14 protein-coding genes are annotated in these 18,705 nt (G+C 73.0%); 6 read left to right on the top strand and 8 right to left on the bottom strand.

Annotated features, from left to right (window positions below):
• The coding region (locus VI078_14350; protein ID HEY6000466.1) for a hypothetical protein at positions 1–716 on the top strand (716 nt) is incomplete at its 5' end.
• On the opposite strand, the gene VI078_14355 is transcribed toward VI078_14350, so the two are convergent.
• The 3 genes from VI078_14355 to nfi form a co-directional block, all read right to left on the bottom strand.
• Positions 688–2,004, bottom strand: a complete 1,317-nt coding sequence (locus VI078_14355; GenBank protein HEY6000467.1) for a hypothetical protein — start codon at positions 2,002–2,004, stop codon at positions 688–690. The genes VI078_14350 and VI078_14355 overlap by 29 nt on opposite strands.
• Positions 2,001–2,453: a hypothetical protein gene (locus tag VI078_14360; GenBank protein ID HEY6000468.1), complete on the bottom strand. Its 453-nt coding sequence runs from the start codon at positions 2,451–2,453 to the stop codon at positions 2,001–2,003. The genes VI078_14355 and VI078_14360 overlap by 4 nt, the downstream gene beginning before the upstream one ends.
• Before the next feature lie 133 nt (positions 2,454–2,586).
• Complete coding sequence (nfi, locus tag VI078_14365) at positions 2,587–3,300, bottom strand: deoxyribonuclease V (GenBank protein HEY6000469.1); 714 nt, start codon at positions 3,298–3,300, stop codon at positions 2,587–2,589.
• A gap of 138 nt (positions 3,301–3,438) precedes the next feature.
• Between nfi and VI078_14370 the strand changes: the two genes are divergently transcribed.
• From VI078_14370 to VI078_14390, 5 genes are all read left to right on the top strand, one after another.
• A complete protein-coding gene (locus VI078_14370; protein ID HEY6000470.1) occupies positions 3,439–4,293 on the top strand; it encodes a substrate-binding domain-containing protein in 855 nt (284 codons plus the stop codon).
• Complete coding sequence (locus VI078_14375) at positions 4,290–6,383, top strand: response regulator (GenBank protein ID HEY6000471.1); 2,094 nt, start codon at positions 4,290–4,292, stop codon at positions 6,381–6,383. The genes VI078_14370 and VI078_14375 overlap by 4 nt, the downstream gene beginning before the upstream one ends.
• Positions 6,384–6,389: 6 nt before the next feature.
• On the top strand, positions 6,390–11,840 hold the full coding sequence (gene uvrA / locus VI078_14380) for an excinuclease ABC subunit UvrA (protein ID HEY6000472.1): 5,451 nt from the start codon (positions 6,390–6,392) through the stop codon (positions 11,838–11,840).
• Positions 11,841–11,921: 81 nt separating this feature from the next.
• Entirely contained in the window at positions 11,922–12,728 is an 807-nt protein-coding gene (locus tag VI078_14385) for a substrate-binding domain-containing protein (protein HEY6000473.1), read from the top strand.
• A gap of 12 nt (positions 12,729–12,740) precedes the next feature.
• Positions 12,741–14,234: a choice-of-anchor D domain-containing protein gene (locus VI078_14390; protein HEY6000474.1), complete on the top strand. Its 1,494-nt coding sequence runs from the start codon at positions 12,741–12,743 to the stop codon at positions 14,232–14,234.
• 224 nt (positions 14,235–14,458) lie between these two features.
• Here VI078_14390 and VI078_14395 read toward each other — a convergent pair whose 3' ends face one another.
• The 5 genes from VI078_14395 to rplU all read right to left on the bottom strand — a co-directional run bounded on the left by VI078_14395 (position 14,459) and on the right by rplU (position 18,634).
• A complete protein-coding gene (locus VI078_14395; protein HEY6000475.1) occupies positions 14,459–15,718 on the bottom strand; it encodes a glutamate-5-semialdehyde dehydrogenase in 1,260 nt (419 codons plus the stop codon).
• Between the two features lie 14 nt (positions 15,719–15,732).
• Positions 15,733–16,893, bottom strand: coding sequence for a glutamate 5-kinase (gene proB / locus VI078_14400; GenBank protein ID HEY6000476.1), 1,161 nt, complete (start codon positions 16,891–16,893; stop codon positions 15,733–15,735).
• Entirely contained in the window at positions 16,890–17,951 is a 1,062-nt protein-coding gene (gene obgE / locus VI078_14405) for a GTPase ObgE (protein HEY6000477.1), read from the bottom strand. Before obgE ends, proB begins: the two co-directional genes overlap by 4 nt.
• A gap of 86 nt (positions 17,952–18,037) precedes the next feature.
• Positions 18,038–18,292: a 50S ribosomal protein L27 gene (rpmA, locus tag VI078_14410; protein HEY6000478.1), complete on the bottom strand. Its 255-nt coding sequence runs from the start codon at positions 18,290–18,292 to the stop codon at positions 18,038–18,040.
• A gap of 12 nt (positions 18,293–18,304) precedes the next feature.
• A complete protein-coding gene (rplU, locus tag VI078_14415; GenBank protein HEY6000479.1) occupies positions 18,305–18,634 on the bottom strand; it encodes a 50S ribosomal protein L21 in 330 nt (109 codons plus the stop codon).
• Positions 18,635–18,705 lie beyond the last annotated feature (71 nt).

The raw sequence follows: 18,705 nt of genomic DNA on the forward strand, positions 1-18,705 counted from the left end.
AGGCCACGGCCGCGCTGCAGCGCCGGGCGCGCGAGGCCGCCCGGGCGTACGGAGAGGGCCGTCCCGGCGAGGCCGCACGGTTGTACGAGGAGTTGATCGGGGGAGGGCACGCCTCCGTGGAGATCTTCTACAACCTGGGGAACGCGTATCTCCGGGACGGACGCCCCGGCCCGGCGGTTCTCAACTACCGCAAGGCCTGGCGGCTGGCGCCCCGGGATCCCGACGTCGACGCGAACCTGCGCGCGGCGCTCCAGGCGAGCGGCGCGGCGGAGGCCGACCTCTCGTCGGCGGAGATCGCTCTCACGCGGCTGTCGGAGCGCGAGTGGGCGGCCGCGGCCGCGCTCGCCTGGTGGGCGGTCTGCCTGTCCCTGTCCCTCGCGCTGCTGGCCCCGCGCCGCCGCTGGGTGTGCGTGCGCGCCGCCGCCGCGGCCGCTGCCGTGCTCGCCCTCGCTGCGTGCGGCCTCTGGACGTGGCGGGGCTTCGAGCGCGACCCCGAGGTGGTCATCCTGGGCGAGCGGCAGAACGCGCTGAGCGCGCCGCTGGCGTCGTCGTCCCCGCGCTTCTCGCTGCCGGAGGGCTCGATCGTGCGGTCACGGGGGCGGCAGGGCGAGTGGGTGCGGGTGACCCACGGGCAGCTCGCGGGCTGGATCCGCCGCGCGGCCTGCGCCCCCGTGCTCCTCGAGGCCGCTACGCCGCGGCCGGCTTCTTCCTCCTGAGCAGCACCACGGCCAGCCCGATCAGCACCGCCGCCGCGAGCACGCCCATCAGCGCGCGCTTGCGCAACTGCGTCGCGATCGCCTCGGCCCAGGCGGCGACCCGCTGGTCCATCTCGGCGCGCTGCGCGGCGGAGATCTCCTGTTCGCGGATGAGCGGCAGCCACTGGTCCTTGAGCGGGGAGTCCCAGACCTTTTCCTTGAACGCCAGGAAGCGCTCCCGCGAGGGCTCGCGCGTCTGGGCGTCGACGTACGCCAGCAGGCGCGTGCGGAACTCGCCCGCGTCGGCGAACGGCCCGATGTCAACGCCCTGGCTGACGAAGAGCTGGTGGATGCTCTTCCAGGCGGTCGCGTCGATGCTCTTTCTCCAGTCGGCGATCCGGGCGTCCACCGTGGCGACGTCGCGGTCGCGGCTCTGGGCGTCCGGGTAGATCTTCGCGACGAAGGGCTTGATCTCGTCCCACTTGGCGGCGAGCTTGCGCTCCTCGGCGTGCGCGGCCTTGAGGTCCTGGGCCGAGAAGAGCGCGGTTTCCGCGTACCGGACGTTGCCGTCCAGGGTCGAGACGATCCGGCCGACGTAGTCCTTGCCCTGGACGCTCACGAAGAGGTCCTTCTTCTGCGCGTCCGTCAGCTCGCCCTTCCCGTACTCGGCGAAGAGGCTGTCCATCATCTTGATGACCAGCGCGTCGCGGTCGCGGATGTTGGCGTTGAGCTTCTCGCTGAGCTCCTTGAGCTTCGCGATCGACGCGCGGTCCTTCTTCCCCTGGGCCTGCAGGGACTTGACCTGCTCGATCAGGCCGGTGTTCTCCGTCGTGAGCTGCTGGATCCGCTCGCCCAGGTCCTTGATCTCCTGCGTCAGCTTCGCGTTTGCGGCCTGGTACTCCGTGTTCTGCCTGGTGATCTCGGTGATCGTCTTCGCGTCCGCCTCGGACTTCTTCGCGTACTCGACGATCTTGGCCTTGTCCTGGCGGCTCTCCTCGGCCTTGCGGATCCGCTCGCGCGCCTCCTGCGCCTGGTCGCGCAGCGAGTTCATCGCGGCGTCGAAGGTCGAGGGGTAGAGCCCCTCGGCGAGCAGCGCCTTCTGCTGCGCGTACTCCGTCTGGAGGCGGCCGATCTCGCTCTCGATGGCGGCGGCCTGGCGCAGGTCCTGCGCCGTCCTGAGCGAGGCGCTCAGCGCCTGGCTCTTCTTCTTGAAGCTTTCGATGACCTCGAAGTCGGACTGCTGCGCGAAGGCGCCGCCGACCTGCGCCAGCAGGAGCAGCGCCGTGAGCACACCCGTGAGCTTCCTCATTTCTTCACCTCGGGGACGATCCCGTCCTTGTTCAGCAGGACGAGCTTGCCGTTGGCGGCGAGCTCGATGCCGCGCTCGCGGCGGTTGAAGAACGGTTTCTCCATGCCCTTCTCGTCGATGAGGATCTTGTTCTCGAGCTTCAGCTTGGCCTCGCGGCCCACGAAGACGTAGACGTTCTTGAACCCGGGGGAGGTGACGAAGTAGTAGCCCTCGGCGTTGCGGATGATGCGGATGGTCCTGCCCTCGATCGCTCCCGGCTGCCCGGTCTCTTCCTCGAAGATCTTGCGCGCGTCGAAGGCGATGGTCTTCGGCTCGCCCTTGACAACGCCGTCGGCGCCGGCGGTGAGGACGCTCTCGTATGACCAGGAGTAGTCGACCGGTTTGAGCGTCAGCGCGCAGCCGGCCAGGGCCAGCGACGCCGCCAGCAGGACAAGAGTGGCTCGTTTCATCGGAATCTCCTCGCGTTCTGGGTTTGTCTTCCGGGGACGGGAGGTGTCGGGAACGCCCCGCCCCGCATCGCGCCGGCTGCGTCCGGCCTGGCCATATATTGCCACGCCCGGAAGAAAATGGATGTGACGGCGCTCACACTGGCGCGGCCCGCCCGGGCCCGCGGAGCCGCCCCGCCTTGAGGTCCGTCACCAGGGTGTGGGCGCGCCGCGTCGGCTCCGGCAGCCGGAAGCCCCGGCAGGCGGCGAGGGTGAAGGCGATCGCCGAGGGCAGGTCCGTCCGGTGCCCCGGCGAGACGTAGAGGGGGCGGATGCCGTCGCGGGTGCGCAGCGCGGCGCCGATGACCTCGCCGCCGTCGGTCAGCTCGGCGGCGCTGCCCCGCCTGCGGCCCGGCTCCCGGTGCTCGCCGCAGAGCCGCGACTTGGCGCAGCCGATCGAGGGCAGCCCGAGGAGCAGCCCCAGGTGCGACGCCAGGCCGAAGCGGCGGGGGTGCGCGATCCCCTGGCCGTCGAAGAAGAGCAGGTCCGGCCGCCGCGGGAGGCCGGCGAGGGCCTCGAGGACCGCGGGGCCCTCCCGGAAGCTGAGCAGCCCGGGGACATAGGGAAAGGTCCCGGCCCGCACCGCGGTCGCGACGGCCGCGGTCTCGCAGTCCGGCCACTTCAGCAGGACCGCGGCCGCGAACACGAGGCCGTCGCGCTTCGAGAAGGCGACGTCGGCCCCGGCCACGAACCGGACGGGGCCGTCGAAGGGCTCGACGCGGACCCGGCCGCGAAGGTCGGCCTGCAGCGCCGCGGCGTCGCGCGGCGTCACGTCCCAGCCGTGGTGCGGTCGCCCTCGTCTCGCGCCCATCTCTGCGCATCATCGGCGCGAGCGCGGGCGATGTAAAGCGGCGCGGAGCCGCCCCGCCGGCCAGCTTGACTTCCGCCCTGCGGGGAGAAAGACTTCTTTCGCCGGAAGAGGCCCAAGGCGCTGCAGAGGAGGTGCCGCGTGGTGAAGAGCCCGTCCCGTCGGTGGCGTGCCGCTGCCCTCGCCGGTTGCCTCGCGTGTCTGTCAGTGGCGGCGTGGACGCCGGCGCACGCCGGGACCGTTCGCATCAACGGCTCCGGCGTGGCGCTCGACATGATGAAGCCCATCGTCGAGGCGTACACGAAGCTCCACCCGGAGGAGCGGATCGAGATGGAGAAGCCGCTGGGCAGCTCCGGCGCGCTGAAGGCGCTGCTCGCCGGGGCCATGGACCTGGTGCTGAGCAGCAAGCCCCTGAGCGAGGAGCAGGTCCGGCAGGGCGCGGTGGCCCGGGAGTATGGGCGGATGCCCCTGGCCATCGTCGTCGAGCGCTCGGTCCCGAAGGCGGACATCAGCACCCGGGAGCTCGAGGAGATCTACGGGGGGCGGCTGACGGCGTGGCCCGACGGCGAGCGCGTCCGCGTGGTGCTGCGCCCGGAGTCGGACGCCGACACGTCGATCCTCAAGGGGCTCTCGCCGGCGCTGGGCCGCGCGATCGACGAGGCGCGCGCCCGTCCCGGCATGCTCATCGCCGTGACCGACCCGGAGTCGAACGAGGCGATCGCCAGGACGGCCGGGGCCATCGGCGCCAGCGGCCTGCCCGGCGTGGTCGTCGGCGCGCGGCCGCTCAAGGTCCTCTCCCTCAACGGCGTGCAGCCGACGGTGCAGGCGCTCGCCGCCGGCGCCTACCCGCTGGCGAAGGACGTGCGGTTCGTGACCAGAAGAGGCGCGCCCGCCGCGGTCGAGCGGGTCATCGCTTTCGCCTTCGGGCGGGAGGGGCGGGCGATCGCCGAGCGGACGGGGGTGCTCGTGACCGCGGGGACGCCGCCCGGCAGATGATCGGCAGTGCGCAGTTCCGCAGGCGCGCGGTCGTCACGACCGCCCTGCTCTCGGTGCTGGCGGCGGTGCTGCCGCCGACGGCGTACTTCGCGGTCTCCTACCAGTACCTGCGCGGCACCCTGGACGCGCAGGCGGAGATGAGCGCGCGAACCATCTCGAACCTCGTCACGGCCAACCCGCGGACCTGGCACTTCGAGCAGCTGCGTCTCTCCGAGTTGCTCGAGCGTCGGCCGCTCACCCAGGACCCGCAGGTGCGCAGGGTCATCGACGCGGCGGGAAACCTCGTCGCCGAGCACGCCGATCGCCTCGCGTCGCCGCTGCTCGTGCGCGGCCGGGCCGTCCACGACGCGGGGCTCGCGGTCGGCCGCATCGAGGTCGCCCAGTCGTTGCGCCCGCTGCTCGCCCGCGCCGCGCTCGTGGGCGGCGTGACGACGATTCTTGGGCTCGCCGTCTTCGTTGCGTTCGGCTACTACCCGCTGCGGATCGCGCGGGAGGCGCTCGCGTCGCGCGCCCAGAGCGAGCGCCTCTACCGCTCCCTGTACCTCTCGATGAAGGAGGGCATGGTCCTCTTCAGGGTTCGCCGCGCCCCCGGCGGCGGGCCCGGGGAGCTCGAGTTCCTTGAGGCGAACCCGGCGCTGGAAGCCATGCTCGGCGTCGCCGGCGCGGGCCTCGGCGCGGCGCCGTCGGCGCGGTTCCTGCAGTCGGCGCTGCTCGCGCGCCTGGCCGGCGACGGCGGGGCGGCGGACGGCGGGGCGCTGAAGTTCGAGGCGGAGGCGGAGGGCGGCCTGCGGGTCTGCTCGGTGTCGGTGTTCTCGCCGGAACCGGGCCTCTTCGCGGCGCTGGTCGAGGACCTGACCGAAGTCCGCCGGGAGCGGCAGGAGCGCGAGGCCATGGAGCGCCGGATGCAGCAGTCCCAGAAGCTCGAGAGCCTCGGCATCCTCGCGGGCGGGATCGCCCACGACTTCAACAACCTCCTCGTCGGGATGCTGGGCAACCTCGACCTGGCGCTCGTGCAGACCGGGCCCGACTCCCCCGCGGGGGCCAGCCTGCAGCGGGCGGAGAACGCGGCGCGGCGCGCCGCGGACCTGGTAAACCAGATGCTCGCGTATTCCGGGCGCGGCCGGTTCGTCGTCGAGCGGGTGGACCTCTCCCGACTCGTCGCGGAGATGGGCTCGCTGCTCTCGGCCGCCCTCTCGAAGACGGCGCGGCTGCGCCTCGGCCTGGCCGCCGGGCTGCGGCCGGTGGAGGGCGACGCGACGCAGCTGCGCCAGGTCGTGATGAACCTGCTGACGAACGCCTCCGATGCGATCGGCGAGCGCGACGGCGTCATCGATGTCACGACCGGCAGCGTCGAGGCCGACCGGGCGTCCCTCGACGGCGCCCTCTTCGGGGACACGCTCTACCCCGGCGAGTACGTGTACCTCGAGGTGGCCGACACCGGGCGCGGCATGGACGCCGGGACGAGCGCGCGGATCTTCGACCCCTTCTTCACGACGAAAGGGCAGGGGCGGGGTCTCGGGCTGGCGGCGGCGCTGGGCATCGTCCGCAGCCACAGGGGGACGCTCTCGGTGCGCTCCGCCCCCGGGGCCGGGACGTGCATCAGGGTGCTCTTTCCCGCGGCCGAGGGGGCGGTGCCAGCCGAGGATGCGGCTTCCGGGGAGCGCCCCGGGGGCGCGGTCGCGGCGGAGCCAGCCGCCGCGGCGGGCACCGTCCTGGTCGTCGACGACGAGGAGGCGGTGCGGAAGGTCGCGCGCGACATCCTCGAGGCGCAGCGGTTCGCCGTCCTGACCGCCTGCGACGGGCAGGAGGGGATCGAGGCGTTGCACGCGCACCGCGACGAGGTCGCCGCCGTCCTGCTGGACCTGACGATGCCGCGGATGGGGGGGCTGGAGGCGAGCCGCGAGATGCGGCGCATCGCCCCGGGAGTCCCGGTGATTCTCTGCAGCGGGTACACGGAGGGGGAGATCAGCGAGGAGGCGGCCGCGGACGGCTTTCTCCAGAAGCCGTTCCGCCTGCAGGCGCTGGTGTCGACCGTGGCGGGGGCGATCGCCCGCTCCCGCCGCCGGCAGGTGGCCGCGCCGCCGGCCTGACGCGCGATGGCGACCAGGCGCGCCGCGTCGATCCTCGTCGAGGGGGCGCGGCAGAACACGCTGAAGAACGTCACCGTCCGGCTGCCGGTCGGCGCGCTGACGGTCGTCACCGGCGTGAGCGGCTCCGGGAAGTCGTCGTTCGCGTTCGACACCGTCTACGCGGAGGGCCAGCGGCGCTACGTCGAGACGTTCTCGCCGTACGCGCGCCAGTTCCTCGAGCGGATGGACCGCCCGCGCGTGGACCGCGTCGAGGGCATCCCGCCGGCGATCGCGATCGACCAGACGAACCCCGTGCGGACGTCCCGCTCGACGGTCGGGACGATGACGGAGCTGGCCGACCATCTCAAGCTGCTGTACGCGCGGGCGGCGCGGCTCTTCTGCGGGGGGTGCGGGCGCGAGGTGCGCCGCGACACGCCGGAGTCGATCGCCGACGCGGCGCTCTCGCTCCCCGCCGTCCCCTCGCTGGTCCTCGTGTCCTTCCCCGTGCCGGTTCCGGCGAACTTTTCGCGCGAGGAGATCGTCGGCCATCTCGCGAAGCAGGGATACTCCCGGGTCCGGGATGGCGCCCCCGGCGTGCTCGAGGTCATCCAGGACCGCGTGCGGCCCGCGCCCGGGGAGCGCGGCCGGCTCGTCGACGCCCTGGAGGCGGCGCTGCGCGTCGGCGGCAGGGTGTCACTCGTGCCCGTGGGCGCCGACGGGGCGGAGGGGGCCCCGCTGCGCTTCTCCGCGGACCTGCACTGCCCGGATTGCGACCGCCACTACGCGGACCCGACGCCGAACCTCTTCTCGTTCAACTCGCCCGTGGGCGCCTGCCCCGCCTGCCGCGGCTTCGGGCGCACGATCGGCGTCGACTGGCGCCTGGTGGTGCCGGACGAGTCGCTGACGCTGCGCGGCGGCGCGATCCGGCCCTGGCAGAGCGGCGTCTCGCGCGAGTGCCAGCGCGACCTGGTCCGGCTCGGGGCGCGCCGCGGCATCCCCCTCGACGCGCCATGGCGGGAACTGGGCGAGGAGCAGCGCCGCTGGGTGATCGAGGGCGAGGGCGAGTGGGCGCGGGACGTCTGGTACGGGGCGCGCCGCTACTTCGCCTGGCTCGAGTCGAAGGCCTACAAGATGCACATCCGCGTGCTGCTCTCGAAGTACCGCGCGTACAGCACCTGCGCGGCGTGCGGGGGCGCGCGGCTCAGGCCGGAGGCGCTGCTCTGGCGTCTCGGGGGGCGGCGGCTGAACATCCACGAGCTGGCGCTGCTGCCGATCGGCGCCTGCCGGGCCTTCATCGAGGAACTGTCGCTGCCGCGCCCGCTCGACGAGGCGGCCGAGCTGCTGCTGCGGGAGATCCGCACCCGCCTCGGGTACCTCGTCGACGTCGGCCTGGGCTACCTGACGCTCGACCGCCAGTCGCGCACGCTCTCCGGCGGCGAGGTGCAGCGCATCAACCTCACGACGGCGCTCGGCACGTCGCTCGTCAACACGCTGTTCGTCCTCGACGAGCCCAGCGTCGGGCTGCACGCCCGCGACGTCGACCGCGTGGTCGCGATCCTGCAGCGGTTGCGCGACGCGGGGAACACGCTCCTGGTCGTCGAGCACGACGAGGGCGTCATCCGGGCGGCGGATCGCATCCTGGACTTCGGCCCCGGGCCGGGAGAGCGCGGCGGTGAGGTGGTCTTCTTCGGGCCGCCGGCCAGGCTGGCGGAGGCGGGCCGCTCGCTCACGGGGCGGTATCTGCGGGGCGAACTGAAGGTCGGGGCCGGGGGCGCGACTCCCGCGCCGCCCGATGCGGGCACCTGCTGGCTGGAGGTCCTCGGCGCGGCCGAGCACAACCTCGCCGGCATCGACGTGCGCATCCCGCTGGGCCGCCTCGTCTGTGTGACCGGCGTGAGCGGGTCGGGCAAGTCGACGCTCGTCGAGGACGTGCTCTACCGCGGCCTCAGGGCGGCGCGCGGCCTCCCGGTCGAGGCGCCGGGGCGGCACGCGGGACTGCGCGGCCACGAGGCGGTCGGCGAGGTTGTCCTCGTGGACCAGTCCGCGATCGGCAAGACGACGCGCTCGAACCCGGCCAGCTACGTCGGCGCCCTCGACGGCGTGCGCGCCCTCTTCGCGGCCGAGCCGCTGGCGAAGGAACGGGGGTACACCGCGGGGACGTTCAGCTTCAACGCCGGCACCGGCCGCTGCCCCACGTGCGGCGGGACCGGCTTCGAGCACGTCGAGATGCAGTTCCTCTCCGATGTCTACCTGCGCTGCCCGGATTGCGACGGGACGCGTTACCGCCCCGAGGTCCTCGAGGTCAAGCTCGGCGGCACGACGTCGATCGCGGACGTGCTCGCGATGACGGTGACCGAGGCGGCGGCGCTCTTCGCCGACCGGCCCGAGATCGCCGTCGCGCTCGAGCCGCTGCAGGGCGTCGGCCTCGGGTACCTCAAGCTCGGCCAGCCGGTGCCGACGCTCAGCGGCGGCGAGGCGCAGCGGCTCAAGCTGGCGGGGCACCTGGCGGCGGCGCGCGCGAAGCGGGGCGCCGGCGGCGGCACGCTCTTCCTCTTCGACGAGCCGACGACCGGGCTGCACTTCGCCGACGTCGCGGTGCTGCTCGGCGCCTTCCGGCGACTGCTGGCCGCCGGGCACTCGGTGGTCGTCATCGAGCACAACCTGGACGTGATCCGCGCGGCCGACTGGGTGATCGACCTCGGCCCCGAGGGCGGCGACGCCGGCGGCCGGGTCGTCTGCGCCGGCACACCCGCGGACATCGCGGCCTGCCACGAGAGCCGCACCGGCGCGGCGCTGCGCGGCGACGGGTGTGCGCGCCGCCAGGACCCCCGCACGCGCACGGCTGACCCCGGGAACTCGATCCTCATCCGCCACGCCCGCGAGCACAACCTCAAGGGCATCGACGTCACCATCCCGCGCGACACCTTCACCGTCGTCACCGGCGTCTCCGGCAGCGGCAAGAGCACCGTCGCCTTCGACATCCTCTTCGCGGAGGGGCAGCGCCGCTACCTCGAGTCGCTCAACGCCTACGCGCGGCAGTTCGTCCAGCCGGCGGCGCGCCCGGAGGTGGACGCAGTCTCCGGGGTGCCGCCGACGGTGGCGATCGAGCAGCGCACCAGCCGCGGCGGACGCAAGAGCACCGTCTCCACGCAGACCGAGATCGCCCATTTCGTGCGGCTGCTCTATGCGCGGCTCGGCACCCAGTACTGCCCGGACTGCGAGGTCCCGATCCGGCCGCGGAGCCCCGAGGCGATCGCCGCCGCGATCCTCGCCCGCCATCGCGGCCGGCGCGTGGAACTGCTTGCCCCGCTCGTCGTCGCGCGCAAGGGCTACTACACCGACCTGGCCGCGTGGGCCGCGAAGAAGGGGTTCGCGACGCTGCGGGTCGACGGCGAGCCGCTCCCGAGCGCCCCGTGGCGGCGGCTCGACCGGTTCCGCGAGCACACGATCGAACTGCCCGTGGCCACGGTCGCGGTCGCCCCGAAGCGCGAGGGCGAGCTGCGCGCCGCGCTCGCCGCCGCGCTCGGCTACGGCAAGCAGGTCGTTCACGTCCTGCCGGCGGGCGCCGCGGCCCCGGAGGTCCACTCGTCACGGCGGGCGTGCCCGCGGTGCGGCCGCGGCTTCCCGGAGCCCGATCCGCGTCTCTTCTCGCACAGCACGAAGCAGGGCTGGTGCCCGGCGTGCTTCGGCACCGGCCTGGCCATCGAGGGCTTCGACGCGGAGCAGACGGGCGAGGAGATCTGGTGGAACGACTGGTACGAGGGGGCGGAGCGTCCCTGCGCGGCCTGCAGCGGCCGGCGCCTGCGGCCGGAGGCGCTGGCGGTGCGCTTCGCCGGCAGGGGGATCGCCGACCTGCTCGCCCTGCCGGTCGAGGCGGCCGCGCGGTTCTTCGGGCGTCTCAGACTGGGCGAGCGGGAGGCGGCGATCGCCCGTGACCTGCTGGCGGAGGTCTCCTCGCGCCTGGCGTTTCTGCAGGAGGTCGGCCTCGGCTACCTGCAGCTCGACCGCGCCGCCCCGACCCTGAGCGGCGGCGAGGCCCAGCGCATCCGCCTGGCCGCGCAGCTCGGGTCGCACCTGCGCGGCGTCTGCTACATCCTCGACGAGCCGACGATCGGGCTGCACGCGCGCGACAACCGCCTGCTGCTCGAGACGCTCAAGCGGCTCGGCAGGGCGGGGAACACCGTGGTCGTCGTGGAGCACGACGAGGAGACCATCCGCGCCGCGGAGCACGTCATCGACCTCGGGCCCGGCGCCGGGGTGAACGGCGGGCGGGTGGTGGCGGCGGGGACCCCGCGGGAGCTGATGCGCGCGAAGGAGTCGGTGACCGGCAGGTTCCTGCGCGAGCCGCTGCGTCACCCGCTGCACGCAACAAGGGGACAGATCCATCTTCCCAAGGCCACTCCCGGATCTCGGAGTACGCCGGCAGCGGAAGATAGATCTGTTCCCTTTGTGATGGTGCGGGGCGCGGACCTTCACAACCTGCGCGGGCTCGACGTGGCATTTCCGCTCGGGCGTCTCGTGTGCGTCACCGGCGTCAGCGGCAGCGGCAAGAGCACGCTCGTGCGCGAGGTGCTGCACGACAACCTGCGGCGGCTTGTCGCATCGCGGCGTCGGCCCGGACGGGGCGGCCGCGGCGCCGCCGTGGAGCTGCGCGGCTGCGCCGCGCTCGAGCGGTGGGAGCCGGTGCGGCGCGTCCTCGAGGTGGACCAGACGCCGATCGGCCGAACGCCGCGCTCGTGTCCCGCGACCTACGTCGGGTTCTGGGACGCCGTGCGCCGGACATTCGCGGCGACTCCCGAGGCGAAGATGCGCGGCTGGGGGCCGGGCCGCTTCTCGTTCAACGTCGCGGGGGGGCGCTGCGACGCCTGCGAGGGGCAGGGGGTGCGCCGGATCGAGATGAGTTTCCTGCCCGACGTGACCGTCCCCTGCGAGGCCTGCCGCGGCGCCCGCTTCGCGCCCGAGACCCTCGCGGCGCGCTGGCGCGGGAAGAGCGTCGCCGAGGTCCTCGCTCTGAGCGTTGATGAGGCCGCGGCCTTTTTCGAGACGAACGCGCCGGTGCGGGATGCGCTGCGGCTGCTGCAGGACGTCGGTCTCGGCTACCTGACCCTCGGCCAGCGCTCGCCGACGCTCTCGGGGGGCGAAGCCCAGCGCATCAAGCTCGTCACCGAGCTGGCGCAGGCGTCCGGGGGCGTGCTCTACGTGCTGGACGAGCCCACCGTCGGCCTCCACATGGCGGATGTCGAGAAGCTCATTCGCGTCCTGCACCGGCTCGTCGATGCCGGCAACACCGTGGTCGTCATCGAGCACAACCTGGACGTGATCGCGGAGGCGGACTGGGTCATCGATCTCGGGCCGGAGGGCGGCAGTGGGGGGGGGAGGCTCGTCGCCGTCGGCACCCCGGCGCAGGTGGCCCGGCGCACAAAACGCTCCCACACGGCTGCGCATCTGGCCCCATTTCTTGCGAAACGTTCGCGATAGAGCACTGTGCCGTTTGACGCAGGTTGCTGGCGCATGCAGAATCCTCCGGACGCATGTCCAGATAGAAACGGAGGAGGCGGGATGAAGCGCATCGGCTTGCTGGTGTTGGCGATTCTGATGTCGTTCGGCGGGGCGGTTCGCGCGGGCGAGAAGATCCAGCTGTGCGGGACGGGCGACAGCCAGGAGCTGTTGCGTTCGCTGGGGACGGCGTTCGAGAAGGCCAACGCCGGCATCTCCGTCGCAGTCCCCGACAGCGTGGGCAGCGACGGCGGGATCAAGGTGGCCGCCGCCGGCGAGTGCGACTTCGGCCGGGTCGCGCGCGCCCTCAAGGAGCAGGAAAAGGCGCTCAACCTCACGTACAAGGTCTTCGCGTATTCGCCGGTCGTCTTCGTCGTCGATCCGCGCGTCGGCGTGGAAAATCTCACGGCGCGGCAGATCGTGGCGATCTACTCCGGCAAGGTGACCGCGTGGACCGAGGTCGGCGGCGCGGGCGGCAAGATCGCGGTCGTCGGCCGCGAAGGCAAGGACTCCTCGCGCGGCGAACTCAACCGGAAGCTCGAGGGCTTCAAGGCGGTAGAGAACCCCGTCGGGACGGTGGCGGCGAAGACGCCGGAGGCCGTCGACCTGCTCGTGAAGACGCCGAACGCGATCGGCTACCTCCCGGCGGCGATGGCAAAGGGACTTGCCCTCAACGTCATCAAGGTCGACGGCGTCGCGCCGACCGCGGCGAACGTCGTCCAGGGCACGTACGGGATCGCTTCGCCCTTCGGGCTGGTCTGGAAGGGCGAGCCCAAGCCCGCCGCCGCCCGCTTCCTTCAGTTCCTGAAGAGCCCCGAAGCGAAGAAGATCATCATCGACTACGGGATCGTCCCCTCGGATTCGCTCTAGTCGCGCCCGGCGATGAGAGGACGGAGAGCGTGGCCCCTGGTGGCGTTTCCGCTGCTCGTCTCGTGCGCCGCGGGAGGGGGCGTCGGGCAGCCGCCGGCGCCCGGAGGCGGCGGGTATTACCCGCGCGTCCCGCCGCCGGGGGCACCCGCACCGCCTGTCGCGTTCCTGCGGTTCTCGACGCCGCAGCTCAATTTCGGCGCCGTGGCCCCGGGGGAGATCTCCGAGATCGACTGCCTGCTGGTCAATGAGGGCGACACCGACGCCGACGTGATCTCGGCGTCGGCAGCGGGGCGGGGCTTTCGCGTCTCCCGCGACGAGTGCTCCGGGCGCCCGCTGTCGCCAGGTCGTTCGTGCCGGCTCGGCGTCCGCTTCGCGCCGGTCGGCGCCGGCCCCGTCGACGGCGTGCTGACCGTGGTCGCCACGGACCCGGCGCCGCGGCGCCTGGAGCTGCCGCTCTGGGGCGAGGGGCTGCGCCGCCAGGCCGCCCCCGAGATCACCGTGGAACCCGGCGAGCCGGACTTCGGGCGCGTCGACGTCGGGACGCCGGCGTTCCTCGACGTCACCGTCGGCAACACGGGGGGCAGGAGCGTGCGGCTGCGGGAGACCAGCGTCATCGGCCCCGGCTTCGACGTGGCGCGCAACGGCTGCGCCGGGCGCGTGCTGGACCCGCGGGACGAGTGCGTCGTCGGGCTGCGCTTCGTCCCGGTGCGCCGCGGCAGCGTCACCGGGGCGATGCGCATCCGCACCGAGGACCCGGACGTCCCCCTCCACACGGTGGCCCTCGCCGGCGAGGGCAGCGACCCGGGACGGCCGGCCATCCGGCTGGGCGCGCGGGCCCTCGACTTTGGCGCGGTGGCGGCGGGGCAGGCCCGGAGCGCCGAGGTCAGGGTGGAGAGCGCGGGCCGGCGCGAGCTGCACGTGCGCTCGGTGCGCGTGGAGGGACGCTGGTTCGCCGTGCAGGACGACCGGTGCTCGGAGAGGTCGCTCGACCCGGGGGACGCCTGCATCGTGGTCGTCCGCTTCGCGCCGGTCGGGGCGGGCGGCGCCCAGGGGCGGCTCGAAGTCCTCTCGGACGATCCGGACGCGAGCGTCGCCGTGGTCGCCCTCGCCGGCAGCGGGAGGGCGCGCCAGGCGTGCCCGGTGGCGCAGCTCGACCTCGACTGGAGCGGCGTCGGAGACCCCGCGCCGCTGGTGGTCTCCGGCGTGCTGCCGCGCGGCGAGTGCCTGACCTATGAGCTGACGGTCGAGCGCGCCGGCCGCCTGCAGGTCTGCCTGCCGCCTGGCTACATCCTCCGCGCCGAGGGGTTCGAACCGGCGGAGCGTCCCGGGTGCCGGATCGGCGGCGACTCCGTGGTCTATCGCAGGTTCGTGCGCCGCGGGATCTCCGCGGGGACCGTCGTGGATCTCACCCTGACGCGCCAGGACGACGCGGGCCGGGACTTCAAGGCGTCGTTCGTCTTCCGCAGCCCGCGGCCCAGGGGCGCGCCCGAGAGCGACGCCGAGTAGAGTCGCCAGGCAAGCACGTTTCGCTGCCCGCCGGTTGCGTGACGTCGACTGCCCATTCGATCCGCAACGACACAACCCCGGCTGCCCGAGTCGTTGGGGAGCGTCCTGGCGTGTCCCAGCAAGGCAGCGAGGAGCGCGCGAGGAGGCGGGCTGGTGCCCGCCGCACGAGTGACGCGAGGAGCAACGCCGCTGGGGCGCGTCAGGGCCTCCTCAGCGACCCGGGCTTACTCTCTTATCTGCCCGTCCCCGAGCACGACGAACTTCTGGCAGGTCAGCTCCTCCAGGCCCATGGGGCCGCGCGCGTGCAGCTTCTGCGTCGAGATCCCCATCTCCGCGCCGAGGCCGTACTGGAAGCCGTCGGAAAAGCGCGTCGAGGCGTTGACGATGACCGACGAGGAGTCGACCTCGGCGACGAAACGCATGGCGCGCGCGTGGTCCCGCGTGATGATCGCGTCGGTGTGCAGCGAGCCGAAGCGCGCGATGTGGGCCATCGCCTCCTCGAGGGAGTCCACGACCTTCACGGCGAGGATGAGATCGAGGAACTCTTTGCCGTAGTCGGAGGGCTTCGCCGCCTTCACCCACGGCGCGATCTTCCGCGTCCGCGCGCAGCCGCGGATCTCGACGCCCGCCGCGCGGTAGGCCGGCAGCATCTTCCGGAAGAACGCCGGCGCGATCTTCTCGTGCACGAGCAGGGTCTCCATCGCGTTGCAGACCCCGGGGCGCTGCACCTTGGCGTTGAAGCAGACCTTCACCGCCATGGGGATGTCCGCACCCTCGTCGACGTAGGTGTGGCAGATCCCCTCGTAGTGGAAGATCACCGGGATCGTCGAGCCCTCGACGACGGCGCGGATCAGCTCCTTGCCGCCGCGCGGGATCACCAGGTCGATGACCGTGTCGAGCTTCAGCAGCTCGGCCACCGCGGCGCGGTCGGTCGTCGGCAGCATCGTCACGGCCGCCGCCGGGAGGCCCGCCTCCTCGAGTGCCCGCGCCGCCAGCCGCGCCAGCGCGGTGCTGGAGTGGAAGGCCTCGGAGCCGCCGCGCAGGATGACGGCGTTGCCGGACTTGATGCAGAGGCCGGCGGCGTCGCACGTCACGTTCGGGCGCGCCTCGTAGATGATCGCGATGACGCCCAGCGGCACGCGCATGCGGCCGACGCGCAGCCCGTTCGGGCGCACCGTCATCCGCGTGATCTCGCCGACGGGGTCGGGGAGGGCGGCGATCTCGCGCAGGCCGGCGGCCATCGCCGCGCAGCGCTTCCCGTCGAGCTTCAGGCGGTCCTGCATCGCCGCCGAGAGCTTGCGGCGCCGCGCCTCGGCGAGGTCCCTCGCGTTCGCCTCGAGCAGCGGCCCCGTCTCGGTCTCGAGCAGGCGCGCGTAGGCCAGGAGCGCCGCGTTCTTCGCGCCGGTCGAGGCGCCCGCGATCCGCCGTGCCGCCTCCTTCGCGGCCAGGGCCAGCTCCAGCACGGGTGACTTCGTCTTCGCCATCGTCCCCTCCCGGGTCACGCCTTGGGTTTGTCCTGCGGGGCCGCCGTCACGACCATCTCGTCGCGGTGCACGACCTCGTCCTCGCGGTGGCAGCCGAGGCAGCGCAGCCGCTCGGTGGTCAGCCCCTGGATCCCCGCGATCTCCGCCGCGCCGTAGCGCGTCAGGCCGCGCGCGATCTCCTTCCCGTCCGGTCCCACGATCCGCACCGGGTCGCCCGCCGCGAACTCGCCGCGCGTGCCCGTCACCCCCGCGGGCAGGAGGCTCTTGCCGCCGCGCACGAGCGCGCGCGCCGCCCCCGCGTCGACGAGCACGTCGCCGGCCGGCGCGAGCGCGTGCCGGATCCAGTGCTTCTTGCCCGCGAGGCGGCGTCCCGCGGGGAGGAAGACCGTCCCGACCGGATCCCCCGCCAGCAGCCGCCCGATGTTCTCGGGGTCCTGGCCGGAGGCGATCACCATCGGGATGCCGTAGTCGGAGGCCCGGCGCGCCGCGACGAGCTTCGTGCGCATGCCGCCGGTGCCCACGGCCGACGAGGTGCCGCCCGCGCTCTCGAGCAGCGCCGCGTCGACGCCGCGCACCGTCGGCACCAGCGTCGCCCGCGGATCGGTGCGCGGGTCGGCGGTGTAGAGCCCCTCGATGTCCGAGAGGATCACGAGCAGGTCCGCGCAGACGAGCACCGCGACCGTCGCCGAGAGCGTGTCGTTGTCGCCGACGCGGATCTCGTCCACCGCCACCGTGTCGTTCTCGTTGATCACCGGGACGACGCCGTACTCCAGCAGCGTCCCGAGGGTGTTCGCCGCGTTGGTGAAGCGCCGCCGGTCGGCAAGGTCCCCGCCGGTGAGCAGCACCTGGGCGACCTGCAGGCCGCGCACGCGGAAGGCGTGCTCCCACGCGGCCATGAGGTAGCTCTGGCCGACGGCGGCGGCGGCCTGCTTCTCGGGGATCGTGCGCGGGCGCCGCAGCAGCTTCAGCCGCCCGGTTCCGGCCGCGATGGCCCCGGAGGTGACGACCACGGGCGAGCCGCCGGCGGCCGCGAAGCGCGCCACCTGCCCGGCGAGCGCGTCGATCCTGGCGACGCTCAGGTTGCGGTCCTCGGTGACGAGGCTCGAGCCGACCTTGAACACGACGCGGGCGACGGCGCCGACCTCGCGGACGCGGCAGCGGGCGGCGCGGCTCACGCGCTGACCCTCCGCCGGCGCGACGGCCGTGCCGCGGCAGCGCCGTCGCGGTCGGCGCGCTCGATCCGCTCGAGCGCCTGCTTGATCGCGTAGACCAGCTCGCGCAGCCCCTGGCGCGTCGCCGCCGAGATGACGTGCAGCGTCGTGCGCCGCCGCGCCGCGAAGCGCCGCAGCCGCTCGAGGTTCTCGGCGGCCTCGGGGAGGTCCGCCTTGTTCGCCACCAGCAGCTGGGGCTTGTCCGCGAGCCCGCCGCCGTAGGCGTCCAGCTCGTCGTTGATCGCGCGCCAGTCCTCGAGCGGGTCGCGGCCGGCCTGGGGCGAGAGGTCGACGAGGTGCAGGAGCAGCCGCGTGCGCGAGAGATGGCGCAGGAAGCGCGTGCCGAGACCGGCGCCCCGCGATGCCCCGGGGATGAGCCCCGGCACGTCGGCGACGACGAAGCTCTCGCCCTCCTCGAGGCGCACCACCCCCAGGTGCGGCGTCAGCGTCGTGAAGGGATAGTCGGCGATCTTCGGCTTCGCCGCCGAGATCGCCGCGATCAGCGTGCTCTTGCCCGCGTTCGGAAAACCGACGATCCCGACGTCTGCCAGCAGCTGCAGCTCGAGGATGAGCTCGAACGCCTCGCCCGGCTCGCCCGGCTGCGTCTTGCGCGGCGCCTGGTTGGTCGCGGACACGAACGCCGCGTTGCCGAGCCCGCCGCGGCCGCCCTTCGCGACCACCAGCCGCTGGCCGGGCTCGGTGAGGTCGGCGATCACCTCGCCGGTGCCCTTGTCGCGCACGATCGTCCCCTGGGGCACCGGCAGCACGACGTCCTCCGCGGCCGCCCCGGACTGGTTCTTGCCGCGCCCGTGCTCGCCGTGCCGGCCGCGGTGGATGGGGCGGTAGCGGAAGTCGATGAGGGTCTTGACGTGCGGGTTGGCCTCGAGGACGATGTCCGCCCCCTTGCCGCCGTTGCCGCCGTCGGGGCCGCCCATCGGGACGTACTTCTCCCGGCGGAAGCTCAGGCAGCCGCGGCCGCCGTGGCCGGCCTGGACGGTGATCGTGACCTCGTCGACAAACATCGCGTCCCCTCAAAAAGCAAACGAGGCGTGCCCGGGTGGACACGCCTCGCTGCGCTCGCGCCGGCGGCGAACCGCCGGGGCCGGCGCTACAGCGCCTCGATGCCGATGAGCTTGCGGCCGCCGGCGATGACCCGGAAGACGACCTTGCCCTCGATCTTCGCGAACAGCGTGCAGTCCCGCCCCATCCCGACGTTCGGGCCCGGGTGGTAGACGGTGCCGTGCTGGCGCACCAGGATGCTCCCGGCGCTGACCTTCTGCCCGCCGAAGCGCTTGACGCCGAGTCGCTGTCCCTCGCTGTCGCGGCCGTTGCGCGAGGCGCCTTGTCCTTTTTTGTGAGCCATGGTCCTCTCCCCTTACGCGACGGTGATCCCGCTGATCTTGACGCGGGTGTAGTGCTGCCGGTGGCCGGTCTTGCGCCGCTGGTTCTTGCGCCGCTTGAACTTGAAGACCGTGACCTTGGGCCCCTTCACCGGGGCTTCCTCGTCGTCGCTGAGCACTTCCCCGGTGACCTTGACCTGGGAGAGGGTCGGGCGGCCGACGAGGGTCTGGTCCGGGCCGACGAACATCAGCACCCGGTCGAACGAAACCGAGGCGCCCTTCTCGGCGCCGAGCAGCTCGACGTCGATGGTGTCGCCGACGCCGACGCGGTATTGCTTTCCGCCGGTCTCAAGGATGGTGTACATACGCTTCTCCTCCTCGCACACAACAGTTCCGAAAGAAGCCCGATTATCAACGGATTGGCGGGATTGTCAAG

It is taken from the genome of bacterium, assembly GCA_036524115.1.
GTDB lineage: Bacteria > JAUVQV01 > JAUVQV01 > JAUVQV01 > DATDCY01 > DATDCY01.